The sequence below is a fragment of the Caulobacter hibisci genome, assembly GCF_016135805.1.
GTDB lineage: Bacteria > Pseudomonadota > Alphaproteobacteria > Caulobacterales > Caulobacteraceae > Caulobacter > Caulobacter hibisci.
Genome location: NZ_JADWOX010000004.1, coordinates 86,877 through 110,490, shown reverse-complemented (window position 1 = coordinate 110,490; position 23,614 = coordinate 86,877). Strand labels below are relative to the sequence as shown.

The window sequence follows — 23,614 nt, the reverse complement described above, 5'->3', positions numbered from 1 at the left end:
GCTCAGACCGCCCCCGCAGACGCCACGCCCGCCGGCCGTCCGGAGAAGATGCAGCCGCCCAGGAAGGTGCCCTCCAGGGCGTTGTAGCCGTGCATGCCGCCGCCGCCGAAGCCGGAGGCCTCGCCGGCCGCGTAGAGACCCTCCAGCACCCGGCCGTCGGGGGTCAGCACCCGGCCGCTCAGGTCGGTCTGCAGGCCGCCCAGCGACTTGCGGGTCAGGACGTGCAGCTTGACCCCGATCAGCGGCCCGGCGGCGGGATCGAGGATCCGGTGCGGCGCGGCCGTGCGGGCCAGGCGGTCGCCCAGGGCGCGGCGGCTGTTGTGGATGCCGATCACCTGCAGGTCCTTGGCGAAGGGGTTGGCGATCTGGGCGTCGCGGTCCTCGATCTGGCGGCGGACCAGGGCGGCGTCGAGCAGGGGGCTGTCGGTCAAGCCGTTCATCTTGCCGACCAGATCCTCCAGCGTGTCGGCGACCACGAAGTCGGCGCCGTGGCGCTTGAAGGCGTCGACCTCGGGCGGCGCGCCCTTGCCCAGGCGCGACTTCAGCAGGGCCAGGCGCCGGCGATTGGTGATGTCGCCGTTCTGCTCGGAGCCGGAGAGGGCGAATTCCTTTTCAAGGATCTTCTGGGTGACGATGAACCAGCTGTGGTCGTGCTGCGCCAGGTCCGGCGTGGTGCGCAGGTGGCGCAGGGTGGCGATGGTGTCGTAGCCGGGCAGGGCGGGGAAGGGCAGCCGCCGGCCCAGGGCGTCGAACCACATCGACGAGGGACCGGGCAGGATCCGGATCGCGTGCTGGGGCCAGATCGGGGCCCAGTTCCGCACCCCTTCCACGTAGTGCCACATGCGGTCGCGGTTCACGAGCCGGGCCCCGGCCGCGCCGGCGATGTCGAGCATGCGCCCGTCCACATAGGCCGGCACGCCGGTGATCATGCTGGCCGGCGGCGCGCCCAGGCGCTCGGGCCAGTAGCGGCGGACCAGGTCGTGATTGCCGCCGATGCCGCCGGTGGCCAGGATCACGGCCCCGGCCTTCAGCGTGAAGTCGCCGACCGCCACGCGGCTGGACGGCGCGCCGCGTGGGGCGTCGTCGGGCGCCAGGATCGCGCCGGAGACGCCGGTGACCCGGCCGCCCTCGACCAGCAGCTGGTCGACCCGATGGCGATGGTGGAAACTCAGCCGCCCCTCGGTCGCGGCCTGGCGGGCGCGGTCGGCGAAGGGCTCGGAGATGCCGGTGCCGGTGCCCCAGGCGACGTGGAAGCGGGGAACCGAATTGCCGTGGCCCATGGCCTGGCCCGCGCCGCGCTCGGCCCAGCCGACCATCGGCGTCAGGCTGATCCCGTGCCGGCGCAACCAGGCGCGCTTTTCGCCGGCCGCGAACTCGACATAGGCCCGGCCCCAGCGGACCGACCATTCGTCCTCGGGCAAGGGGCCGTCCAGCCGGTCCCAGCCGGCGCTGCCCTGCCAGTCGCGCCAGGCGAGATCCAGGCTGTCGCGCACGCCCAGCCGCCGCTGTTCGGGCGAGTCGACCAGGAACAGGCCGCCGAACGACCAGAAGGCCTGGCCGCCCAGATTGGCCTGGTTTTCCTGCTCGACCAGGGCGACCCGCTTGCCCGCCCGGACCAGTTCTGCGGCGGCCACCAGGCCGGCCAGACCGCCCCCGACGACGATGACGTCAGCCTCCATTTCTCACCCCTCCCACACGCCGCAGCGTAACTGAACATCGATGTAAGTAATGTATTGACATGCGAGTGAATAGATAGATCGTACAACCCAACCGTGGAGCCGAGCCGCCAGGCTTCCCGGAGATTGATCAGGGGCGGGGGAAACGTTCACCGGGCCAGACGCAGAGCTGGCCGGGGCAGGGGAGGATAGGGCATGGCTTCAGCAGCCTGCGTTCGCGCACGTCTGGCCGTCACCGTGTCGGCGCTGGCTCTCGCCGTCGCGGCGGGACCGGCCCTGGCGCAGGAGGCGACCCAGGTCGAGGACGTCATCGTCACCGCGCAGAAGCGCGAGGAATCCATCCAGCAGGTGCCGATCGCCGTCTCGGCCCTGTCTTCGGAAGCGCTCAACGAACGGAAGATCGAGGGCGGCTCCGAACTGGTCCGGGCCGTGCCGAACGTCTCCTTTTCGAAGGCCAACTTCAGCATGTACAACTTCTCGATCCGCGGGGTCGGGACCAAGGCGATCTCGGCCAGCAGCGACCCCGCCGTGGCCGTCAGCTTCAACTCCACGCCGCTGATCCGCAACCGGCTGTTCGAGCAGGAATATCTCGACGTGGCGCGGGTGGAGGTGCTGCGCGGGCCGCAGGGCACGCTCTATGGCCGCAACGCCACGGGCGGCGTCGTCAACATGATCCCGAACCTGCCGGGCCGGGAGTTCGAGGGCTTCGTCAAGGCCGAGGCCGGCAACTACGACAGCCGCCGCATGCAGGCCCTGATCAACCTGCCGATCGGCGAGACCTTCGCCCTGCGCCTGGCGGGCGCGGCGACCCAGCGCGACGGCTTCGACCACAACACCTTCAACGACACCCAGGTCAACGACCGCGACCTGTGGTCCACCCGGCTGTCGGCGGCCTGGGAGCCGAACGACCGCTTCCGCAGCAACGTGATCTGGGAGCACTTCAAGGAAGACGACCATCGCTCGCGCACCGGCAAGCAGCTGTGCACCAACGATCCGGGTCCGACCACGGTCGGGGCGGTGACGATCACCTCGTCGCTGATCCGCAATCGCCTCAGCCAGGGCTGCCTGCCGGGGTCGCTGTACAATGACGCGGCCTATGGCGTGCCCAACGGCGGGGCCTTCGCCCACATCTTCCTGGCCTCGGTGTCGCTGGGCCAGAACGCGGCCAACCAGACGGTGTTCGCCGTGCCGCTGGGGACCGACCCCTATGCCGGCCTGACCCAGTCGCGCGACCTGCGCGAGATCGCCACCAGCTACGATCCGGTGTTCCGGGCCAAGAACGACGTCGTGCAGTTCAACCTCGAGTTCGACCTGACCGACAAGCTGAAGCTGATCTCGCAGACGGCCTACGCCAAGGACGACTACTACTCGTCCCAGGACTACAACCGCTTCGTCTCCAACCCGATCTTCAGCAGCACCGATGGCCTGTTCGACGTGCTGGGCCAGCCGATCGTCGGCAAGTCGTTCCTGTCGGGCGGCTACTACACCGACCCGCAGCTGGGCACGTCGAACCGGATGATCTCGGTCGATCTCAGCCGCTCGGACAATCGCCAGTGGACCCAGGAACTGCGCCTGCAGTCGGCCTTCGACGGCCGGTTCAACTTCAGCCTCGGGGCCAACTACATCGACTTCAAGTCGGCCGACGACTACTTCGTGTTCAACAACGTGTTCACGTTCCTGGCCGAGTACTATTACAACGTCGACGTCGCCCTGCCGACCGAGCAGGGCCGCCAGACCGCGCCCTGCACGCCGACCACTCCCAAGGAGTGCGTCTATGTGGATCCCACCTCGCTGGAGAACCTCGCGGGCGACGGCCACAACTACTTCCGCAGCAAGAACGCCATCCACACCCGCTCGTGGGGCGTGTTCGGCGAGGCCTATTACGATCTCACCCCCAATTGGCGGCTGACGGCGGGCCTGCGCTACACAGACGACCACAAGGTCAGCACGCCCTATCCGAGCCAGCTGCTGCTGGGCGCCGACCGGGGCAGTCCGGGCTCGTCGTCGGGCGGCTATGTCAGCCGCGGCTATCCGGCCCTGGACGATATCGACCAGCGCTGGGACGCGGTCACCGGCCGCCTGGTGCTCGACTGGAAACCGGAGCTCAGCTTCACCGACGCGACCCTGGTCTATGCCTCCTACTCGCGGGGCTACAAGGGCGGCGGCGCCAACCCGCCGCGCGTCGACATCAATCCGACGGTGATCCAGTACCAGCCGCTGGCCGAGACCTTCGATCCTGAATACGTCAACGCCTTCGAGATCGGGACCAAGAACACCCTGGCCGGCGGCGCGCTGCGGCTGAACGCTACGGCCTTCTATTACGACTACACCAACTACCAGGTGTCGCAGATCGTCGACCGCATCTCGCTGAACGAGAACTTCGACTCCCGCACCTGGGGCGTCGAACTCGAGACGGTGTTCCGGCCCAACCGCAACTTCCGCCTGGACGCCAATCTCGGCTACCTGAACACCAAGATCGCCGATGGCGAAGGCTCCATCGACGTCATGAACCGCACCCAGGGCAATGACGACTGGATGGTGCTGCGGCCGTGGCTGCAGGTGCCGTCCAACTGCATCGCGCCCACCCGCTATGTCGAGACCATCCTGTCGCGGCCGTTCCCGGTGGAGCTGCAGACCCTGGCCCTGCAGGCCCTGTGCGGCGGCTCGCTGCGGACGGGGACCTTCAATCCGAACTTCACCTCGACGCTGCCGTTCTGGCGGTTCTTCGGCTTCACCTACGACCCGCTGACCGAGGCCCCCAACGGCGGCCGCGGCTTCGAGGCCGACCTCAGCGGCAACGAACTGCCCAACGCGCCGAACTGGACCGCCAATGTCGGCGCCCAATACACCTTCTTCAAGGACGACTGGAGCCTGACGCTGCGCGGCGACTACTACTACCAGGGCAGCAGCTGGGCGCGGGTCTACAACACCGAGTACGACCGGCTGAAGGCCTGGGACAACGTCAACGTCTCCGCGACGCTGGAGAACCCCACCGCCGGGCTCGTCTTCCAGGCCTACGTCAAGAACCTGTTCGACAAGACCCCGATCACCGACACCTTCACCAACAGCGACGACACGGGCCTGACGGCCAACGTCTTCACCCTCGATCCGCGCCTCGTGGGGGTCAGCGTGTCCAAGCGCTTCTAGGCCCGATCCTCGGCGACTGGCCGTCCCGCAACCGTGGGACGGCGCCCTTTTCCGGCGCCCCCCGAGGGACGTCGTGGTCAGTCATGAATACATTATAAGTCATTGTTTTTTATAATTATTTCTTTTGACTCCAATGTAATTTGATAGTTGCATCGCCATCGACCTCCAATGAGAGGTTGTAAAAACAAGCAGGAGGAAGTCGTCATGTTGAAGAGCGCTTCTGTTCTCGCCGCCGCCGTCCTGGCCGCCGCGGGTTTCGCCGGGTCCGCCTCGGCCGCCACCATCACCCCCAACCCCACCAGCTTCACCCTGACCGGCACGCTGACCCTCAGCCAGTCGACGACGGTGACCTGCAACGTCTCCCTGACCGGCTCCGTGCCGGCCGGCGGCGGTTCGGCCACCATCACCAGCGGCTCGTTCAGCGGCGGCAGCTGGCAGTGCGGCACCCTGGTGTTCCCGACGGGCTTCCCGTGGGGCATCACGCTGAACGGCGGCACCTCGATCACCGTCGTCGGCATCGGCGCCACCTCGATCCTGGGCAGCTGCAGCGGCAACATCACCACCAGCTGGGTCAACGGCTCGCCGGGCAAGGTGACCTTCACCGGCGCCACGATCCCGGGCTCGCCCAACAGCTGCACCATCACCGGCACGCTCAACAGCTCGCCTTCGCTGACCGTGTCCTAAGGCACTATCGGGCGCAGTTTCTCTCCACCCCTGTCTGGCCGGGATCCTTCGGGTTCCCGGCCTTTTTCTTGTTGCGGAGCGAGGGCTTGACGCAAGGCGAGGTCCAGCCGACCGTGGCCGGGATCAGCGGCGCGCGGACGCGTCGGAGGGGAGTTCGCCCGTGTCTCTATCCCGGCTCGCACGCCTGGGCGTCGCAGCGTTCGTCGCGCTGGCCGCGACCACGCCCTTCCAGGCGCAGGCGCAGCTCCAGGGCCCCGACATCTTCGGCGTCTGGCGCAATCCCAAGGACAGCGTCCATGTGGAGATCAAGCCGTGCGGACCCGAGGTCTGCGGCTATGTGGTCTGGGCCAACGACGAGGCGCGGACCGACGCCCGCAAGGGCTCGGGCAACGAACTGCTGGGCCAGCAGCTGCTGCGCGACTTCGCCCGCGGCGACAAGGGCGAGTGGCGCGGCAAGGTCTTCGCGCCGGACGTCAACATGACCTTCTCGGGCCGGGTGCTGGTGCTCGACGCCGGCCGACTGAGGGCCAAGGGCTGCGTGTTGGGCAACCTGCTGTGCAAGACGCAGGTTTGGACGCGGGTGGCTTAGGGGGCGAAAACCTCGTCCTTCGACAAGCTCAGGATGAGGTTTTTCTATCACCCTGGCCTGAAATGATCCTCACCCTGAGCCTGTCGAAGGGCGAGGATCACTCACGGAGCCGGATATTGCCGCCCCTTAGGCCTGCGGACGCGCGGCCGAGAACGCCCAGCGCGAAACTTCGCCCGGCTGCAGGGTGGCGGCGTCGACGAAGGCGTGGCCGAAGCGGTCGTCGGCCTTGCGGTAGGCCAGCTCCACCAGACCAGCCTGCGAGCACAGCACCGAGGCGCGCGTGCGGTGGCCGCAGCGGAGCACGACCTCGACGGTGTCGCCGACCCGGACAGGGAAGGTGATCTTGGGCTGTTTCTTGCGACGAAGCATGGCGGGCACTCGTGGAAAGGGCCGGGGAACAGGTCCCCGGCTTTGAAGTCCACGATGCGCCGTCCAGGATTAACCGCGCTTGAACAGCGGCTTAAGGCCGCATTCCGCTCTCTCTGGAGCGTGGCGGGCGCCGGAACCGCTGACACTTTCGGCTGCCACGCTTTGACTCAAGCTTCATCAACCACCGTGTTCGACAGCAGGCCGACGCCGGTGATCTCGACCTCGACGACGTCGCCGGCCTTCATCCACAGCGGCGGTTCGCGCTTGGCGCCGACGCCGCCCGGGGTGCCGGTCAGGATCAGGTCGCCCGGCGACAGCGGGGTGAAGCCCGACAGGTAGGCGATGATGGTCGGCAGCGGGAAGATCAGGTCGGCCAGGCTGGCGTGCTGCACCTGCTGGCCGTTGAGGCGGGTGGTGACGGTGACGGCGTTCAGGTCGTCGATCTCGTCGGGCGTGACCAGCCAGGGGCCAAGGCCGCCGGTGCCGGGGAAGTTCTTCCCCGGCGTGAACTGCTGGGTGTGCCACTGCCAGTCGCGCACCGAGGCGTCGTTGGCGCAGGCAAAGCCCGCCACGTGGCTCATGGCGTCGGCCTCGCTGATGTGGCGGCCGCCCTTGCCGATGACGATGGCCAGTTCGCCCTCATAGTCGAGGCTGGTCGAGCTCTTGGGTCGCACGATCGGGCCGCCGTGCGGGGTCAGGGTGTCGGCGAAGCGGGTGAAGATCGATGGGTGGCCGACCTTGGCCCGGCCGGTCTCCTGGCGGTGGGTCTCGTAGTTGTGGCCGACGCAGAAGATCTTGCCCGGCGTGGTGACGACCGGCAGCAGCTGGATCTCGGAGACCGGCACGTCGAAGGCGGCTTCGGCGGCCAGAGCGGGGATGGCGTCCAGGCGCAGGGCGGCGACGAGGTCGTGCTCGTCCGGACCGGCGATGGCCCCGAAGTCGGCGACGCGGTCGCCCTGGATCGCGCCGTAGGAGGCGACGCCGCCGCGCAGGAAGCTGATCAGTTTCATGAGGTTCGTCTCAACTCTTGGAGTGCGTTGCGTCTAGGCGGTCGGGAGGGCTGCGTGCCCGAAGGTGCGCTCGGCCTGGGTCAGGGCGGCGAAGTCCTTGCCCGACAGGCCCCACTGGTCGATGCGGCCCTCGGGCCAGGTCCAGTCCTCGGGGGCGCCGACCTTGTAGTCGTCGGGGATGACCTCGACGGCGGTGGAGAACTCCACGACCGCGCCGAAAGGGGCGATGAAATAGGCGAAGACGTTGTCGCCCGGGCCGTGGCGGCCAGGGCCCCAGGCCGGAACCGCGCCGGTGTCGCGCAGGCGGCCGACGCCGCGCATCACCGCGTCCAGGTCGGCCATCTCGAAGGCGATGTGGTTCAGCGAGGTGAAGCCGGCGCGGGCGAAGGCGGTGGAGTGGTGCGAGGCGTTGCAGCGCACGAACACCATGCCCTTGGTGCGGTCGGAGACCTTGAAGCCCAGGGCCGCCTCGGCGAAGTCGGCCGTAGCCTCGGCGTCGGCGGCGTTCATCACCACGTGGGTCAGCTTGACCGGCAGCTCGCGGCCCTCGATCGGCTCGGCCAGGGCCGCGTCGTGCAGGAAGCGGAAGACCTCGCCCTCGGGCAGCTGGACCAGGATTCCCCGTCCACCGCCGAGGTCTTCGGAGACCGTCTCGACCACCGGGGCGCCGGCGGCGCGGGCCTTGGCGGCGATGGCTTCAACCTCGGCCTCCTCGCCGACGAAGGTGGTGCAGCGCACCGACGGTCCCGGCGTCTCGGTCATGGCCACGAGATAGGGGAAGGTCCCCGAGCCGCGCAGGTAGCGTGTCTCGCCCGCCGACCCGGCGTCGGCCAGGCCCCAGGTCCCGGTCAGGAAGTCGGCGGCCGCGGCGGTGTCGGGCAAATTCAGTTCGATGCTGCGAAGGCGCATGGGGGACACTCTAAGCTTGCGGCGCAGGCGCGCCGCCGGGATCGGGGGTGAGGGCGGCGGCGATGACGCCGGCGATGGCGCAGGCCTCGTCGGCGTCGCCGGTGTCGCCGCTGATGCCCACCGCGCCGATGATCCGGCCGCCTTCGTCGCGGATCAGCACGCCGCCGGGCGAGGGGGCCATGGCCCCGCCGCTGATGGCGAACAGGGCCGAGTAGAACACCGGGGCGGCGTTGGCGCGCTTGGCCAGTTCGCGGCTGCCGTAGCCCATGCCCAGAGCGCCGGTGGCCTTGGCGACGGCGATCTGCGGCCGCATCAGGCTGGCGTCGTCCTCGCGCTTGAGGGCCACCAGATGCGCGCCCGCGTCGAGCACGGCCACGGCCAGCGGCTGGTAGCCGTCGCGGCGGGCTTGGGCCAGGGCGGCGTCGACGATGATGGAGGCGGCCTCCAGGGTCAGACGGGACATGCGGTCTCCTCGGGCGCTGCGACCTTCAGGGACAGGTCGGCGCGAAGCTGGTCGATCAGGGCGGGCAGGGCGTCGGCCGTTTCGGCGACCCCGTAGACGTAGCGGTCGGGCCGCAGCAGCACGGCGGCCGCGCCCTTGGCGTCGAGCCAGGCGGCAAGCGCGCCGTCGGCGTCGTCGAGCCCCTGGCCGATCACGTGGATCGAACCGCCGATGTGGGCGAAGGCCGGCGATGACGCGACGGGTTCACGAGCGATGACCGCGAAGCCTTCGCCCAGGACGTCGTCGAGCAGCACGCCGCCGACGCGGGGATGGATGAAGCGTTCGCCGGAGCCGGGCCGGGCGACGCCGGCCTGGTAGGCGGGGATCAGGTCGGCGGCCGTGGTTCCAGGCTTGGCGGCGGCCATGACCTCGCGCATGTGGGCGTCGCGCTCGGCGGCCTTGGCGGGGTCGAGCTGGCAGATGTAGCGGCCCGCGTTCACGGCCGCGCCGATCACGCCGCGCACGTGCGGGTCGCGTTCGGGCTGGTAGGTGTCGAGCAGGGCCTCATTGGCCAGGCCGGCGATCACCAGGGGCAGCTTCCAGGCGAGGTTGGAGACGTCGCGCAGGCCGTGGCACATGCCCTGGCCGAAGAACGGCGGGGTCTGGTGGGCGGCGTCGCCGGCCAGGAACACCCGGCCCACGCGCCAGCGCTCGGCGACCAGGCCGTGGAAGCGATAGGTGGCGGCGCGCACCAGGCGGTAGGTCGAGCCCTCCACCCACGGCGCGATGAGAGCCTCGACCTGCTCGGTCGCCATCATCGCCTGGTCGTCCTCGCCGGGCAGCAGCATGAACTCCCAGCGGCGGTGATTTCCACGGCCCGGTACGATGGTGGCCGGACGGCGCGGATCGCACAGCATGACGGACAGCTGCTGCAGGTCGGCGCCCGCCGGCAGGCCGGGGATGTCGGGGAAGACGATCGGACCGTCGACCTCGGCGTCAACCACCAGCCAGGGCTCTTCGAAGTCGAGGTCGTCGAGCTTGACGCCCAGGCTCTTGCGCACGGCGCTGCGGGCCCCGTCGCAGGCGATCACCCAGCGGGCCCGCAGGGTTTCGCCGCCGGCCAGGACGAGGTCGGCGCCGGCGTCGTCCTGGGTCAGGCTTTCCAGCTTGGCGCCCAGGCGCAGGGTCACGGCCGGAAAGCGGGCCAGGGCGTCGCGCAACTGCGCTTCCAGCTCCGGCTGGTAGAAGAAGTAGTCGTTGGCCCATCCGAAGCGCTTGGCCTGGCCGGCCGTGCCCATGTAGCGGATCACCCCGCCGTCGGCGCCGATGTGCAGGTGGCCCTGCGTCTCGCGCATCAGCGGATGCAGGCGATCGACGAGGCCCGCGCCCTGGAAGATGCGCATCATCTCGTGGTCGAGGTGGACGGCGCGGGGCAGGGGATGCGGATCGCGCTCCTGCTCGAGCACCAGAACGCTGAGGCCCGCCTGGCCCAGGAGATTGGCGGCCAGGGCCCCGACGGGGCCGCAGCCGACGATGGCGACGTCGTAGGTCATCACAGGTGCTTGTCGAGAAAACGGACGATGGCGGGGGCGACCCGGCCGGCGGCGGTGTGGGGCGTGTCGACCTCTTCCTCGCTGAACCAGAAGTGGCCGGCGTCGGGCACGGGCAGGGTGCGCACGAAGAAACGGGCCTGGCGCAGGGCGCGGGCGAAGGCCTCGGACTGGGCCGGGGCGATGTCGTGGTCGTTCTGCCCCCAGATCACCAGCACCTTCAGGGCGTTGCGATCGTAGCGCACGTGACGCAGCGGCGAGGCGGCGACATAGGCCTGCGGGTCCTCGTAAGGGTCCACGCCCAGCATGCGGTGGGTCGGATCGGTCCCGAGGGCGGCGTTCTTGTCGAGATCGGCCTGCCAGTGGGCGAACAGGTCGTAGACGCCGTAGACGGCGACCAGGGTCTTGAACTGGACGGTCTCGCCATAGAGCCAGGGCTGGCCCTGGGCCAGGGCGGCCAGGGCCGTCAGGTGCGCGCCGGCCGAGGCGCCGAGCAGGCCGATGCGGTCGGCGTCGACGCCCAGCGACGCGGCTTCGCGCTTGAGGAGCCGCGCGGCCTCGACCACGTCCTGGACGTTGCCGGGAAACGACTTGCCGTTGGTGGAGCGGCGGTAGTCGATGGCGAAGACGGCGTAGCCCTGGGCGGCCAGGTGCTTGCCCCAACGGGCCAGCTGGGCCTTGTCGTTGCGCAGCCAGGCGCCGCCGGGGGCGGCAACCAGCACGGGGTGCGGGCCGGGGGCGTCGGGCAGGTAGAGGTCGCCCTTCAGCTCGGCCGAACCGGCCGCGCCGAAGACGATGTCGGAACGCAGGGTCATCAGGCGGCTCGCGCGATCGGTTGCGCCGGCGCCTTGTGCATCTTGCCGTCCTTCATGATCATCAGCAGGCGGTCGCGGCGCTGCAGGATCGAGACGTCCTGCGTCGGGTCGCCGTCGACCAGCAGCAGGTCGGCCAGATAGCCCGGCTCGACCAAACCGAGCTCGTGGGCGCGGCCCATCAGCTCGCCGCCCAGCTTGGTGGCGGCCACCAGGGCCTCGGTCGGGGTGTAGCCGAACAGGTCGACGAAGTGCTGCAGGTCGCGGGCGTTGGTCCCGTTCGGATTGAACGGGAAACCGTAGTCGCCGCCGGGCAGAACCCGGATGCCTCGGCGCTTAAGCTCGGGGATGAGCTTCTTGGACAATTCTATAACCGGAACAGCGGCTTCCTTCATCGACGTCATGTCGATGTGGGGCGGCGGCTTGGCTTCCAGGGTGGCGACGATGACGCCGATGGCGGGCGCCACGAAGATCTCGTCCTTGGCCGCTTCCAGCAGGTCGAGGGCTTCGGCGTCGGCGTAGGTGCAGTGGTAGAGCACCCGCACGCCAGCCCGCAGGGCCATCTTGATCGCCTCGCTGGCCTGGGTGTGGGCCGACAGCCAGATGTCGCTTTCGCGGGCCTGCTCGCCGGCCGCCTGGGCCTCTTCCTCGGTATATAGGATATGCTGCGAACTGCCGGGCAGCAGCGCGTCCTCGCCGCTGATCTGCAGCTTGACCTGGTCGATGCCGATCTCCTTGCAGAACTTGACGAAGGCCTTCATGGCGTCGGCGCCGCGGCCGTGATGGATGTCGCCGGTGGCGATCGGGTCGCCTTCGGGGCTGCGCTCGATGGTCGAGGCGCGCAGGCGCGGGCCGGGGGTCCAGCCGCCGTCGATCTCGTTGCGGACCACCACCTCGATGCGTTCGCCCAGGGCGCCGGCCGAATAGGCGCTGGTGAAGCCGCTCTCCAGCAGCACCCGGGCGTTGCGTACTGTGGCCAGCAGTTGTTCTTCCGGCGGCAGCACGAAGTCGGGGATGAAGCGCTCGATCGACGAGGGCCAGGACAGGTGGGCGTGAGCCTCGACCATGCCCGGCATCAGGGTGGCCCCGGCGCCGTCGATCACGGTGGCGTCGGCGGCCTCGATGCGGCCTTCGGACGCCGTCTCCGCCACGCGGGCGATGCGGTTGTCCTCGATCAGAACCTCGCCGGAGAAGGGCGCGCGGCCCGAACCGTCGAAGATCTGGATGTTGGTGATGAGCGTACGCGCCACGTGTGGTTCCACCCTGTCGATTCTTGTTCGCGGGCGGCGGTCGATGATGCGCCGCGCCCCTTGCCGCCATTTACGGGGAGGGGACCGGCCGGAAAAAATTCAATCGGGGAATGTCTCGCATCACCGGCGATGATGGGGCCGCCGAGCCAGGGACGCCTTGATGCGGCTTATGGTCGCCATTCAGCGATTGAATTGGCGGATCGTCAGTATCGCGAGGAAGCTCTTCCCATACGCCGCCGACAGAGCGGTCTTGGGAGGAAACAGGACATGACCATCGACATGGTCTCGCGTCGCCCTCGGCGCGCGCACGGGCTGACCAGCAGCCTCTTCTGCTTCACGACGATCATCGGCGGCCTGACGGCGGCGGCGGTGCTGCTCAAGATGCTGATCAGCCTGGCGAGCTGAGATCGCCGCTTCGCCTTTTCGTGTTTCGCGCCTAAATTCTCGCTGAGGATGCGCGGAGGCGGAAATGCTCGTTCCGGTGATTTTAGTCGCGGCGGCTTTTCAGGGGGCTGCGCCAGGTCCCCATGCGTCGCCCAAGGCCGAGCCGGCCACGATGGCCGACGCCATGGCGCTCTACGGGGCGCCGGCCGCGCGGCTGCAGCGACCCGATGGCGGCGTGAGGCTGCGATGGATCCGTTTCGACGAGAGCATCCTCGGTGCATGGAGATGAGGACGATCGACTTCACCGCCTCCGGCGCCGTCGTCGATCGCAGTCTTCGCCTCGTACAGGCCAGGACGCCCACGGCCTTTTAAACCGCCTGGAGCCCCTAGAGGCTCTGGGCGTGCTCGATCAGGAAGTCGCGCAGCCACAGCGTGCCCGCGTCGGTTTCCTTGTTCTTGTGCCACTGAAGGAACTCGGTGAAGGTCGCGATCTCGACCGGCGGCGCCAAGATCTTCAACGGCAGGCGCTTGGCCAGTATGGCCGCGTTGCGGGCGTGGACCGTGGCGATCATGTTGGTTCCGACCACGATCTCGGCCACGCAGTTGAAGGTCGGGGCGTGGACGACGATGTTGCGCTCCACGCCTTGCGCGTCGAGGGATTCCTGCTCGATATGCGGCGGGTTGTGCGGGCCCAGCGTCACCGAGACGTGCTCGAGCTCCAGGTACTTTTCCAGGCTGAGGCTGGCGCCGACCAGCGGATTGTCGCGCCAGGCGATGCAGGCGAAGCGGTCGCTGAACAGCGGGCTCTTAGGATGCCCCGGGTCGCACTTGCGCTCGGGCGAGATCATGAAGTCGATCTTGCCTTCGCCCAGCAGGGCCGCGCTCTGGTCGGAGGTCAGCAGCACGACGATCTTGAGCCGCGGGGCGACGGTGACCAGCTTGCGGATGGCCCCGGTCATCAGGACGTTGAACACGTAGTCCGAGCACACGAAAGTGAAGGTGCGGTCGGCGGCGGCGGGATCGAATTCCGAGCGGTTGACGACGATCCGGCGCAGGCCGTCCAGGGCCTCGCGCACCGGCCCGGCCAGGCTTTCGGCGAAGGGGGTAGGGACCATCTTGCGGCCGACCTGCACCAGCAGGTCGTCCTCGAAATGCTGGCGCAGACGGGAAAGGGCGTTGCTGATCGCCGGCTGGGTGAGCCTCAGGGCCTGGGCCGTCTGGCTGACGCTGCGCTCCTGCAGCAGGGAGTCGAGGACCACCAGCAGGTTCAGGTCGAGATTGTGAAAGCGCATCGCGGCTCCTCCTCAGACCCGGGCTCGGGTCGCCGGGCCTTCTGTCGGACCCTGGTCCTCCAGCGCTTAGACCGCGTGGCGGCGTTACGGCAAGTGCGATCTAAGTTTCACAATATGAAATGCAGTCCCGCATAATCCTGGGTGATAGGTCGTGTTCAACGATTGAATTCGTCGCGCCCCACACCCCTCGCTAACGTGAAGCTCAAGACGACGTCCGGCGACAAGCCGGCGAATAGGGACATGGAAACGAGATCGGCCAACGAGCCGGTCCGAGGGAAGGGGAGACCCCATATGAACGGATTCAAGCTCAGCCTGCTGGCCGCCACCGGCCTCAGCGTCGCCATCGGCGGCGCGGCGCGTGCGCAGGAAGCCGGCACGACGGAATCGCCGATCGCCATCGAGGAAGTGGTGGTCACCGCCACCCGCCGCTCCGAGCGCCTGCAGGACGTGCCGCTGGCCGTCTCGGCCGTCAGCGGCGACCAGCTGGCCGCCACCGGCGGCAAGGCGATCACCGACCTGCAGTATTCGGTCGCCGGCGTGCAGTTTGGCACCACCCCCAACGACTCCGGCTTCCGCCTGCGCGGCGTCGGCTCGGCCGGCGGCTTCACCTCGAGCTCGGAATCGCCGGTCGGCCTGGTCGTCGACGGGGTCGTGGTGCCGTTCGGCTCGCCGGTCGACAGCCTGGGCGACCTGGAGCGCGTCGAGGTGCTGAAGGGCCCGCAAGGCACCCAGTTCGGCAAGAACGCCTCCAGCGGCGTCATCTCGATCACCACCCGCAAGCCCAGCCTGACCCAGGCCACAGGCGACTTCTTCGCCTCCTACGGCTCGCTGAACGAGCGCGACGTGCACGGCGGCGTCACCGCACCGCTGTCGGACACCCTGGCCGTCGGCATCTTCGTCTACGACAAGGCCTATGACGGCTACGTCCACAACGTGGTGCGCAACGAGGACTGGGGCGGCATCCACAACAACGGCGCCCGCGGCAAGCTCTACTGGAAGCCGACCGACACCTTCAGCGCCTACCTCATCGGCGACTATTCGCGCCAACGCCAGAAGGGCCCGGGCCAGCTGTGGACCCTGAACAAGGCCCCCACCACCGACGCCAATTTCCTGGCTCCGTTCACCAGCCTGTCGGCCCTGGGCGTCACGGCCGGCGCTTCGAACGACAAGTCGATCGAGGAGGGCGGCGGCACTCTCGGCACGACCAACTACGGCGCCTCGCTGGAGCTGAACTGGGACGTGGGCGAGTACACCCTGACCTCGCTGAGCGCCTATCGCGGCTATGAGGATGATCCGTACAACTATTCGATCGACGGCTCGCCCCAGGCCAAGTTCACCGCCCAGGCGCGGGGACAGATCAAGACCCAGGCCTCGCAGGAATTCCGCCTGACCTCGCCCAGCAGCGGCCGCCTCAGCTATGTCGCGGGCCTGTTCGTCTCGCGCCTGAAGACCGAGAACACCGGCGAGAGCGCCCAGCTGCGCCCGGCCACGCCCTACAGCACCGCCCCGGTTGTGTCGATCACCGCGGGCCTGAACCACGGCAAGACCACGACCGACAGCGCCGCGGTGTTCATCGACGGCCGCTACAAGCTGAGCGACACCCTCAGCCTGCTGGGCGGCGCACGGATGACCAAGGACAAGGTCGAGGCCTCCAACTGGTCCGAGCTCGATCCGTCGCTGCCGGCCTTCCTGACCGCCGGCGGGACCACTGTGCCCTATGCGCCGCGCGCCCTGCAGACCGGCTCGACGTCCAAGTCCAGCCCCTCGGGCCGGATCGGCCTGGACTGGAAGCCTTCGGACAACGTGCTGATCTTCGGCACCGTCGCCCGCGGCTATCTGGGCCCGACGGTGACCTTCTCGGCGCTCAGCGGCACCAAGACCAATGTCGCGCCGCAGACGGTCGACGACGTCACCATCGGCGCCAAGACGACCCTGCTGGATCGCCGCCTGACGCTGAACGGCAACCTCTTCTACGACAAGTACACCGACCTGCAGACGGCGGTGCTGCGCAACAACGAGTTCGTCACCGAGAACGCCGGCGGCCTGACGGCAAAGGGCTTCGAGATCGAGGCCAACCTGCGGGTCAGCAGTTCGCTGAAGCTGAACGCCTCGACCACCTATTCCGACGCCAAATATACCGACTACATCACCAGCTGCCCGAACAACCTGATCCTGGCGGGCTACGCCGGCTGCACCTTGACCAACGGCACCTATGTCTACCAGGCCAAGGGCCAGACCCTGGCCGGCGCGCCGAAGGTCACCGCCGTGTTCGGCGCCAACTACGAGCACGCGATCACCGACGCCCTGACCTTCGACGCCGCGGCCAACTACTCCTACCGCACCAAGACCCAGAACAGCGTCGGCAATCCCAACACCATCCAGAAGGGCTACGGCGTGCTCAACGTCTCGGCCGGGATCGGTCCGGAAGACCGCCAGTGGCGCGTCGGGGTGTTCGCCCGCAACCTGCTCAAGCAGGACTTCAATGCGGCGATCATCACCCTGCCGTTCCAGAGCGGCTATGACGGCTACATCAACTGGCGCACCCGCGAGGCCGAGCGCACCGTCGGCGTGACCCTCGAAGGCCACTTCTGATGCGGGGCAGGCTTTTCCTTCTGGTGGGCGCGGCTCTCGCCGCGTTCGCCGGGAGCGCCTTGGCCCAAGGCATCCCGCAGCGCGTCGAGGTCCGCACGATCCCGGCGCCGCCGCAGCCTGGCGCGATCCCCCTCTGGCCCGGCGTCGCGCCGGGTTCGGAGGGCGCGACCCAGGTCGAGCACTGGAACTACCTGATCGACGGCGTGGCCGTGCGCAACGTCACCAAGCCGACCCTGACGCCGTACCTGCCGGCCAAGGACAAGGCCACGGGCGCGGCGGTGATCGTCGCCCCCGGCGGCGCCTACATGCTGCTGTCGATGGAGTGGGAGGGCGAGAAGGTCGCCCAGTGGCTGGCCGATCACGGGATCGCCGCCTTCGTGCTGAAGTACCGCCTGGACCCGACGCCCGACGACGACCAGGAGACGCTGAAGGTGCTGGGCGCGCGCTTCGGCGCGGCGGCCAGGGCCGGGGCAGACAAGGCCCCGCCGATCAGCCAGCCCCTGGCTCTCGACGACGCCCAGCAGGCCCTGCGCCTGGTGCGCTCACGCGCCGCCGAGTGGGGCGTCGATCCCAAGCGGGTAGGGCTGATGGGCTTTTCGGCCGGGGCCATGACCACCTTGGGCGCGACCCTGCGCAATGCGCCCGACGCCCGTCCGGACTTCATCGCCCCGATCTACGGTCCGATGAACACGGTGAGCCCGCCGGCCGATCCGCCGCCGATGTTCACCGCCATTGCCAATGACGATCCGCTGTTCGGCAACACCGACTACGGCCTCGTCCAGGCCTGGAGGAAGGCCGGCGGCAAGGTCGAGATGCACGTCTACGAGAAGGGCGACCACGGTTTTGGCCTGCACAAGCGGGGCACGACCAGCGACCTCTGGATCGACCAGTTCTACGCCTGGATGGCCGCCCGCGGCCTGCTCAAGCCCGCCGCCTGATCTTTTCCCAGTTTCCAGTTTCGAGTTCCGGAGCCTTCGATGCCTTTCCGTGACGCAGATTTCTCCCGCCGGGCTTTGCTGACCGCGGGGGTCGCCGCGGCCGCCGCTCCGGTCGCCGCCCCGGCCATGGCCGCCGGTTCGGGCGACTTCCCCAAGGGCTTCCTCTGGGGCGCGGCCACCGCCGGCCACCAGGTGGAAGGCAACAACGTCAACAGCGACACCTGGCTGCTGGAGCAGTTGAAGCCCAGTCCGTTCATGGAGCCGTCGGGCGACGCCTGCGACCACTATCACCGCTACGAGGCCGACATCGCCCTCCTGGCGAAGCTGGGTTTGAACACCTATCGCTTCTCGCTGGAATGGGCGCGGATCGAGCCGGCCAAGGGCCAGTTCTCGGCCGCCGAGCTGGAGCACTATCGCCGGGTCGCCCTGACCTGCCGCAAGCACGGCGTCACGCCGCTGATCACCTTCAACCACTTCGTCGTGCCGCGCTGGTTCGCGGCCCAGGGCGGCTGGGAGAACCCGGAAAGTCCGGCCCTGTTCGCGCGCTACTGCGCCTATGCGGTCAAGGGCGTAGGCGACCTGGCCGGCGGGGCCGCCACTTTCAACGAACCCAATATCGGCCTGCTGCTGCAGTGGATCCTGCCGCCGTTCATCCTCGACCAGATGAAGCAGGCGATGGTCGACGCGGCCAAGGCCTGCGGCACGCCGCTTTTCTCCAGCGCCCAGTTCGGTCGCCAGGACGTGATGCTGCCCAACCTGATCGAGGCCCACAAGCAGGGCTACGCCGCCATCAAGGCCGGTCCTGGCGACTTCCCGGTCGGCGCCACCCTGGCGATGCTGGACGACCATGCCGTGGGCGAGAACAGCCGGCGCGACGAGAAGCGGGCCCAGTGCTACGACCCGTGGCTGAAGGCCATCAAGGAGACCGGCGACTTCGTCGGCGTGCAGACCTACAGCCGCGCCCTGATCGACGCCAAGGGCCAGATGCAGCCGCCACAGGGCGCCGAGCTGACCCAGACCGGCGAGGAGTTCTCGCCCCAGGCCCTGGGCCAGACCGTGCGCTACGCCCACGCCCTCTCGGGCAAGTCGATCTACGTCACCGAGAACGGCGTCGCGATCGAGGACGACACGCGCCGCGTGGCCTACATCAAGATCGCGCTGCAAGGCCTGAAGGCGGCGATGGACGACGGAATCCCGGTGAAGGGCTACGTCCACTGGTCGCTGCTGGACAATTTCGAGTGGGTGTTCGGCTACGGGCCGAAATTCGGCATCGTTGCGGTCGACCGCGCCACCCAGGCCCGCACGCCCAAGCCCAGCGCCATTCTGCTGGGCCAGATCGCCCGCGCCAACCGGATCTGAGGCCATGAAGAACGCTCTCATCGCCGGACTGATCGGCGGCGTCATCGGCGCGGTGATCAGCGCCGCCGTCGGCTATGTCGTCCCGCTTCCGCCGCACGCCCTGGCCAACGCCTTCGGCAACGGGATCAGCGGCTTGTTCAGCGGCTTCTTCGGGGGCTTCATGGCCCTGCTGGTCGAGGGGCTGAAGGCCCGTCGCGCCGCTTCCGCCGCCTGATCCGACCCTTGTTCGGGCGGCCGGCGTGTGGCCGCCCACGGAGTACCTGCCCATGACCCTGGCTCACCGCCTGATCGCCGGAGCGGCCCTGGCCGCCATGCTCGCCGGATCGCCGGCCCTGGCCCGGCAAGACGACTTGGCCAAGGGGTTCGCCGATCCGCCGAACACGGCGCGGCCGCGCGTCTGGTGGCACTGGATGAACGGCAACATCACCCAGGACGGGATCGACAAGGATCTGGCCTGGATGAAGCGCATCGGCCTGGCCGGGGTGCAAAACTTCGACGCCTCGTTCAACGAACCTGCCGGTCCCTTCAACACCCCCAAGATCGTCGACAAGCCGTTGGCCTTCATGACGCCGGAGTGGCGGGCGGCCTTCAAGCACGCGGTGGAAACAGCTGACGCCGACGGCTTCGAGTTCGCCATCGCCGGATCGCCTGGCTGGAGCGAGACAGGCGGTCCGTGGGTGACGCCCCAGCAGGCGATGAAGAAGCTGGTCTGGAGCGAGACGGTGGTCGAGGGCGGCCGCAAGCTCGCCAAGCCCTTGCCCGCGCCGCCTTCGATCACCGGGCCGTTCCAGACCGTGCCGGGCGGCGGTTCGGCCATGGCGGCGGTCAAGGGCGTCTCGCCCACCCTCTATCGGGACAGCGCCGTCGTCGCCTATCGCATCCCCGCCGCCGAGCAGGCCCCGGTCGCGGCCGCGACGATCACCGCCAGCAACCCCATCGACACTGCGGTTCTGGACGATGGCGATCTGGTCAAGCCGGTCGAGCTGTCCTTCGCGCCCGACAAGGAGACTTGGATCCAGTTCGACTTCGGCCGGCCCCAGACCCTGCGGGCCCTGCGCCTGGCGGCGGCCCACGCGGGCGGCTTCGGCGAGTTTGGCGCCACCGCGCCGGAAGGCCGGATCGAAGCCAGCGACGATGGCAAGACGTTCAGGCGCCTGAGGGACCTGCCGGTGCACGGCGCGCCTCAGCAGACCGTGGCCTTCGCCGCGACCAAGGCCCGTTACTTCCGCGTCGTCTTCCTGCCGCGCAAGCCCGATCCGGCCTCGGCCATGTTTGGCGTGCCGGCCCCGACCACCCACAAGATCAGCGAAGTGGCCTTCGAGGCCGCCGCGCGGGTTCAGCGTTTCGAGGACAAGGCCGGCTGGTCGTCCGCCCAGGGCCTGGGCGTGGAGGCGACCCCCGAAATCGACGCCGACGCCGTCATTCGCCGCGCGGACGTGGTCGACCTGACCGATCGCCTGAAGCCCGACGGGACCCTGGACTGGACCCCGCCAGCCGGCAAATGGATGGTGCTGCGCTACGGCTATTCGCTGACCGGTCGCCAGAACAGCCCGGCCTCCGACGCCGCGACCGGCCTTGAGGTCGACAAGTTGAGCGCCGAGCACGTGCGAGCCTATGCCGACGCCTATCTCGGTGAATACGAAAAGGCGGTCGGCCCCGAGTTGATGGGCAAGCGCGGCGTCCAGGCCTTGGTCACCGACAGCTGGGAAGCCGGCTCGGCCAACTGGACCGAGGCGATGCTGGCCAAGTTCCAGGCCCGGCGCGGCTATGATCCGCGGCCGTGGCTGCCGGTGCTGTCGGGCCGGGTGGTCGAGAGCGCCGCGGCCAGCGACGCCTTCCTGTGGGACTTCCGCAAGACCATCGGCGACCTGATCGCCGACGAGCACTACGGCGCGCTGTCGGACGCCCTGCATGCGCGGGGCATGAAGCGCTATGGCGAGTCCCACGAGACTGGCCGCGCCTTCGTCGGCGACGGCATGCAGGTCAAGAAGAGCGCCGACGTGCCAATGGGCGCGACCTGGACCGAGGTGCCGGTTACCAACGATCCCTTCAGCTACGACGCCGATATTCGCGAGAGTGCGTCCGTGGCCCACCTCTACGGCCAGAACCTGGTGGCGGCGGAGTCGTTCACCAGCGCCAGCAGCCCCTTCGGCTACGACCCGGCCAAGCTGAAGCCCACCGCCGACGCCATGATGGCCAACGGGCTCAACCGCTTCATCCTCCACACCTCGGTCCACCAGCCGGTCGATACGGCTGGGCCGGGCATGACCCTGGCCATCTTCGGCCAATGGTTCACCCGCAAGGAGACCTGGGCCGAGCAGGCGAGGCCCTGGATCGACTATCTGGGCCGCAGTTCGCTCTTGCTTCAGCAGGGCCGGTTCGTGGCCGACGTCGCCTGGTTCTACGGCGAGGACGGCAATGTCACCGAGCTCTACGGCAAGCGGCTGCCCGCCGTGCCGGCCGGCCACGCCTACGACTTCGTCAATGGCGACGCCCTGGTGAACCTGGTCGAGGCCAAGGACGGCCAGGTCGCCATGCCCTCGGGCATGCGCTACCGCGTGCTGGCCATCGATCCGGCGGTGAAGCGGATGACCGTGCCGGTGCTGCGCAAGCTGGCGGCGCTGAAGGCGGCGGGCGTGCCGATCGTCGGCGTGAAGCCGCTCGCCACGCCCAGCCTGTCGGACGATCCGGCCGAGTTCCAGCGACTGGCCGACCAGGTGTTCACGGGCGTCAGCCCCGACCTCGGCGCGGCCTTGGCCGGCGTCGGCCCCGACCTCGATGACGGCGGCGCGGGCCTGCGGTTCGTGCATCGCCAGTTGCCGGATGGGGATCTGTACTTCGTCTCCAATCCCGGCGACGCCAGGACCGCCTCGGTCAGCTTCCGCGCCAGCGGCCGCGAGGCCGAGATCTGGCGGGCCGACACCGGTTCGATAGCGCCGGCCAGCTACAAGACCGCCAGCGGCCGCACGACCGTGCCGCTGACCCTGGGCGCCCAGGACGCGGTGTTCGTGGTGTTCCGCAAGCCCGGCCCGGCCGAGCGCGCCGTCCCCGCCAAGGTCCGCACCGTGGCCGCCACGATCGACGGCGGCTGGAACCTCAGCTTCCCGCAAGGGCCGACCTTGAAGGACGTCAAGCCCGGCTCCTGGACCGAGAACGCCGACCCCGCCGTGCGCTACTTCTCCGGGACGGCGACCTACGCGACCAGCTTCAAGGCCCCGAAGGCGGGGAAGGGGGCTCGGGTCGTGCTCGACCTCGGAGCGGTCAAGAACCTCGCCAGCGTCAGCGTCAACGGCAAGGACCTGGGCGTGCTCTGGAAGGCGCCGTTCGAAGTCGACGTCACCGACGCCCTGAAGGCCGGCGACAACAGGCTCGAGGTCAAGGTCGTCAACCTGTGGCCCAACCGGCTGATCGGCGACAAGCAGCCCGGCTTCGCGGGCCAGAAGGCCTTCACCAGCTTCGATCCCTATCCGCCGCAGGCGCCGCTGTCGCCGTCGGGCCTGCTCGAGCCGGCCAAGCTGATCGTCGAGCGCCAGGAGTAACCGCGTATGGGCAACCCGCTTCTCGGGCTCGTCTTCCACTGGCTGGGAGGCCTGTCGTCGGCCAGTTTCTACGTGCCCTACAAGGGCATTCGGAAGTGGTCGTGGGAGATCTTCTGGCTCACCGGCGGCATCGTCAGCTGGCTGGTCGCGCCGTGGCTGTTCGCATCCTTGCAGACCAGGGACCTGCTGGCCGTTCTGGCCGCCACGCCGCGCGAGACCCTGTTCTGGTGCTGGCTGTTCGGCGCCCTGTGGGGCCTGGGCGGCCTGACCTTCGGCCTGACCATGCGGTATCTGGGCCTGTCGCTGGGCATGGCCGTGGCCCTGGGCCTGACGACCGCCTTCGGCACGCTGGTTCCGCCGCTGTTCGACGGGACCTTCGCCGACAAGCTGCTCAGCAACACCAGCGGCCGGGTGATCCTGGCCGGCGTGGTCGTCACCCTGCTGGGCATCGTGCTGGTGGCCCTGGCCGGCAAGGCCAAGGAGGCCGAGCTGTCGAACGAGGCCAAGACCGCCGCCGTCAGCGAGTTCAATCTGAAGAAGGGCCTGGCGGTCGCGGTGTTCTCCGGGATCATGAGCGCCTGCTTCGCCTTCGGCCTGGCGGCCGGCGAGCCGATCCGCAAGCTGTCGCTGGAGCACGGCACGGGCGTGCTGTGGCAAGGCCTGCCGGTGCTGTGCGTGGTGCTGCTGGGCGGCCTGACGACCAACCTGGTCTGGTGCGGCGGGCTGATCCTCAAGAACCGCAGCGCCGGTGAATGGCTGGGACGACGGCAGGGGGCCGGCGCCCCGCTGGCCCTCAACTTCGGTCTCTGCGCGCTCGGCGGCCTGGCCTGGTATCTGCAGTTCTTCTTCTACACCATGGGCGAGAGCCAGATGGGGCGGTTCGGCTTCTCCAGCTGGACCCTGCACATGGCCAGTATCATCATCTTCTCGACCCTGTGGGGCTTCGCCCTGAAGGAATGGGCCGCCGCCAGCAAGAAGACCCGCGGCCTGGTGATCGCCGGTATCGCCGTTCTGGTCGGCTCGACCGTGGTCATCGGCCTCGGCAACGCCCTGGCGGTCTAGGAGCGGTCGA

The 23,614-nt window shown here is 68.8% G+C and carries 20 protein-coding genes; 11 read left to right on the top strand and 9 right to left on the bottom strand.

The window, feature by feature from the left end; genetic code table 11:
• Positions 1-2: 2 nt before the first annotated feature.
• The gene (locus I4Q42_RS08205; RefSeq protein WP_198575583.1) at positions 3-1,679 is read right to left on the bottom strand and encodes an FAD-binding dehydrogenase; all 1,677 of its coding nucleotides are present in this window, start codon (positions 1,677-1,679) and stop codon (positions 3-5) included.
• Between the two features lie 192 nt (positions 1,680-1,871).
• On the opposite strand from I4Q42_RS08205, the gene I4Q42_RS08200 reads away from it, so the two are divergent.
• The 3 genes from I4Q42_RS08200 (at position 1,872) to I4Q42_RS08190 (ending at position 6,096) form a co-directional block, all read left to right on the top strand.
• On the top strand, positions 1,872-4,823 hold the full coding sequence (locus tag I4Q42_RS08200; RefSeq protein ID WP_198575582.1) for a TonB-dependent receptor: 2,952 nt from the start codon (positions 1,872-1,874) through the stop codon (positions 4,821-4,823).
• A gap of 204 nt (positions 4,824-5,027) precedes the next feature.
• The gene (locus tag I4Q42_RS08195; RefSeq protein ID WP_198575581.1) at positions 5,028-5,507 is read left to right on the top strand and encodes a protein activator of alkane oxidation PraB; all 480 of its coding nucleotides are present in this window, start codon (positions 5,028-5,030) and stop codon (positions 5,505-5,507) included.
• Between the two features lie 160 nt (positions 5,508-5,667).
• On the top strand, positions 5,668-6,096 hold the full coding sequence (locus I4Q42_RS08190; protein WP_198575580.1) for a DUF2147 domain-containing protein: 429 nt from the start codon (positions 5,668-5,670) through the stop codon (positions 6,094-6,096).
• 126 nt (positions 6,097-6,222) lie between these two features.
• On the opposite strand, the gene I4Q42_RS08185 is transcribed toward I4Q42_RS08190, so the two are convergent.
• The 7 genes from I4Q42_RS08185 to I4Q42_RS08155 form a co-directional block, all read right to left on the bottom strand.
• Positions 6,223-6,465 carry a hypothetical protein gene (locus I4Q42_RS08185; protein ID WP_198575579.1) on the bottom strand — a complete coding sequence of 81 codons (243 nt, stop codon included), beginning with the start codon at positions 6,463-6,465 and terminating at the stop codon, positions 6,223-6,225.
• Between the two features lie 167 nt (positions 6,466-6,632).
• Positions 6,633-7,475: a fumarylacetoacetate hydrolase family protein gene (locus I4Q42_RS08180; RefSeq protein WP_198575578.1), complete on the bottom strand. Its 843-nt coding sequence runs from the start codon at positions 7,473-7,475 to the stop codon at positions 6,633-6,635.
• Between the two features lie 33 nt (positions 7,476-7,508).
• Positions 7,509-8,384 (bottom strand): VOC family protein, encoded by an 876-nt coding sequence (locus I4Q42_RS08175; protein ID WP_198575577.1) that lies wholly within the window; start codon positions 8,382-8,384, stop codon positions 7,509-7,511.
• A 10-nt stretch (positions 8,385-8,394) separates the two neighbouring features.
• Entirely contained in the window at positions 8,395-8,847 is a 453-nt protein-coding gene (locus tag I4Q42_RS08170) for a GlcG/HbpS family heme-binding protein (protein ID WP_198575576.1), read from the bottom strand.
• Positions 8,835-10,379, bottom strand: coding sequence for a bifunctional 3-(3-hydroxy-phenyl)propionate/3-hydroxycinnamic acid hydroxylase MhpA (gene mhpA / locus I4Q42_RS08165; RefSeq protein WP_198575575.1), 1,545 nt, complete (start codon positions 10,377-10,379; stop codon positions 8,835-8,837). Before mhpA ends, I4Q42_RS08170 begins: the two co-directional genes overlap by 13 nt.
• Positions 10,379-11,191 (bottom strand): alpha/beta hydrolase family protein, encoded by an 813-nt coding sequence (locus tag I4Q42_RS08160; protein WP_198575574.1) that lies wholly within the window; start codon positions 11,189-11,191, stop codon positions 10,379-10,381. Before I4Q42_RS08160 ends, mhpA begins: the two co-directional genes overlap by 1 nt.
• Positions 11,191-12,438 carry an amidohydrolase family protein gene (locus I4Q42_RS08155; RefSeq protein WP_198575573.1) on the bottom strand — a complete coding sequence of 416 codons (1,248 nt, stop codon included), beginning with the start codon at positions 12,436-12,438 and terminating at the stop codon, positions 11,191-11,193. Before I4Q42_RS08155 ends, I4Q42_RS08160 begins: the two co-directional genes overlap by 1 nt.
• A 267-nt stretch (positions 12,439-12,705) precedes the next feature.
• Here I4Q42_RS08155 and I4Q42_RS08150 point away from each other — a divergent pair, with 267 nt between their 5' ends.
• The gene (locus I4Q42_RS08150) at positions 12,706-12,843 is read left to right on the top strand and encodes a hypothetical protein (protein ID WP_198575572.1); all 138 of its coding nucleotides are present in this window, start codon (positions 12,706-12,708) and stop codon (positions 12,841-12,843) included.
• 64 nt (positions 12,844-12,907) lie between these two features.
• A complete protein-coding gene (locus I4Q42_RS08145) occupies positions 12,908-13,111 on the top strand; it encodes a hypothetical protein (protein ID WP_198575571.1) in 204 nt (67 codons plus the stop codon).
• A 97-nt stretch (positions 13,112-13,208) separates the two neighbouring features.
• On the opposite strand, the gene I4Q42_RS08140 is transcribed toward I4Q42_RS08145, so the two are convergent.
• Entirely contained in the window at positions 13,209-14,114 is a 906-nt protein-coding gene (locus I4Q42_RS08140; protein ID WP_198575570.1) for a LysR family transcriptional regulator, read from the bottom strand.
• A 291-nt stretch (positions 14,115-14,405) separates the two neighbouring features.
• On the opposite strand from I4Q42_RS08140, the gene I4Q42_RS08135 reads away from it, so the two are divergent.
• Genes I4Q42_RS08135 through rhaT form a run of 6 tightly spaced genes read left to right on the top strand, consistent with a single transcriptional unit; the run spans position 14,406 to position 23,604 of the window.
• The gene (locus I4Q42_RS08135) at positions 14,406-16,706 is read left to right on the top strand and encodes a TonB-dependent receptor (RefSeq protein ID WP_198575569.1); all 2,301 of its coding nucleotides are present in this window, start codon (positions 14,406-14,408) and stop codon (positions 16,704-16,706) included.
• On the top strand, positions 16,706-17,644 hold the full coding sequence (locus tag I4Q42_RS08130) for an alpha/beta hydrolase (protein ID WP_198575568.1): 939 nt from the start codon (positions 16,706-16,708) through the stop codon (positions 17,642-17,644). The genes I4Q42_RS08135 and I4Q42_RS08130 overlap by 1 nt, the downstream gene beginning before the upstream one ends.
• A gap of 39 nt (positions 17,645-17,683) precedes the next feature.
• Complete coding sequence (locus I4Q42_RS08125; protein WP_198575567.1) at positions 17,684-19,003, top strand: glycoside hydrolase family 1 protein; 1,320 nt, start codon at positions 17,684-17,686, stop codon at positions 19,001-19,003.
• Positions 19,004-19,007: 4 nt separating this feature from the next.
• Entirely contained in the window at positions 19,008-19,217 is a 210-nt protein-coding gene (locus I4Q42_RS08120) for a hypothetical protein (protein WP_198575566.1), read from the top strand.
• 52 nt (positions 19,218-19,269) lie between these two features.
• Positions 19,270-22,542 carry a glycosyl hydrolase gene (locus tag I4Q42_RS08115; RefSeq protein WP_198575565.1) on the top strand — a complete coding sequence of 1,091 codons (3,273 nt, stop codon included), beginning with the start codon at positions 19,270-19,272 and terminating at the stop codon, positions 22,540-22,542.
• Positions 22,543-22,548: 6 nt separating this feature from the next.
• On the top strand, positions 22,549-23,604 hold the full coding sequence (gene rhaT / locus I4Q42_RS08110) for an L-rhamnose/proton symporter RhaT (protein WP_198575564.1): 1,056 nt from the start codon (positions 22,549-22,551) through the stop codon (positions 23,602-23,604).
• Positions 23,605-23,614 lie beyond the last annotated feature (10 nt).

Excerpts from the sequence above, each read along its gene's own strand:
- I4Q42_RS08120 (WP_198575566.1), top strand. The coding sequence starts at position 19,008 with ATGAAGAACGCTCTCATCGCCGGACTGATCGGCGGCGTCATCGGCGCG.
- I4Q42_RS08195 (WP_198575581.1), top strand. The coding sequence starts at position 5,028 with ATGTTGAAGAGCGCTTCTGTTCTCGCCGCCGCCGTCCTGGCCGCCGCG.
- I4Q42_RS08175 (WP_198575577.1), bottom strand. The coding sequence starts at position 8,384 with ATGCGCCTTCGCAGCATCGAACTGAATTTGCCCGACACCGCCGCGGCC.
- I4Q42_RS08150 (WP_198575572.1), top strand. The coding sequence starts at position 12,706 with ATGACCATCGACATGGTCTCGCGTCGCCCTCGGCGCGCGCACGGGCTG.
- I4Q42_RS08140 (WP_198575570.1), bottom strand. The coding sequence starts at position 14,114 with ATGCGCTTTCACAATCTCGACCTGAACCTGCTGGTGGTCCTCGACTCC.
- I4Q42_RS08135 (WP_198575569.1), top strand. The coding sequence starts at position 14,406 with ATGAACGGATTCAAGCTCAGCCTGCTGGCCGCCACCGGCCTCAGCGTC.
- I4Q42_RS08130 (WP_198575568.1), top strand. The coding sequence starts at position 16,706 with ATGCGGGGCAGGCTTTTCCTTCTGGTGGGCGCGGCTCTCGCCGCGTTC.
- I4Q42_RS08115 (WP_198575565.1), top strand. The coding sequence starts at position 19,270 with ATGACCCTGGCTCACCGCCTGATCGCCGGAGCGGCCCTGGCCGCCATG.
- rhaT (WP_198575564.1), top strand. The coding sequence starts at position 22,549 with ATGGGCAACCCGCTTCTCGGGCTCGTCTTCCACTGGCTGGGAGGCCTG.
- I4Q42_RS08170 (WP_198575576.1), bottom strand. The coding sequence starts at position 8,847 with ATGTCCCGTCTGACCCTGGAGGCCGCCTCCATCATCGTCGACGCCGCC.
- I4Q42_RS08185 (WP_198575579.1), bottom strand. The coding sequence starts at position 6,465 with ATGCTTCGTCGCAAGAAACAGCCCAAGATCACCTTCCCTGTCCGGGTC.
- I4Q42_RS08205 (WP_198575583.1), bottom strand. The coding sequence starts at position 1,679 with ATGGAGGCTGACGTCATCGTCGTCGGGGGCGGTCTGGCCGGCCTGGTG.
- mhpA (WP_198575575.1), bottom strand. The coding sequence starts at position 10,379 with ATGACCTACGACGTCGCCATCGTCGGCTGCGGCCCCGTCGGGGCCCTG.
- I4Q42_RS08125 (WP_198575567.1), top strand. The coding sequence starts at position 17,684 with ATGCCTTTCCGTGACGCAGATTTCTCCCGCCGGGCTTTGCTGACCGCG.
- I4Q42_RS08180 (WP_198575578.1), bottom strand. The coding sequence starts at position 7,475 with ATGAAACTGATCAGCTTCCTGCGCGGCGGCGTCGCCTCCTACGGCGCG.
- I4Q42_RS08160 (WP_198575574.1), bottom strand. The coding sequence starts at position 11,191 with ATGACCCTGCGTTCCGACATCGTCTTCGGCGCGGCCGGTTCGGCCGAG.
- I4Q42_RS08200 (WP_198575582.1), top strand. The coding sequence starts at position 1,872 with ATGGCTTCAGCAGCCTGCGTTCGCGCACGTCTGGCCGTCACCGTGTCG.
- I4Q42_RS08145 (WP_198575571.1), top strand. The coding sequence starts at position 12,908 with ATGCTCGTTCCGGTGATTTTAGTCGCGGCGGCTTTTCAGGGGGCTGCG.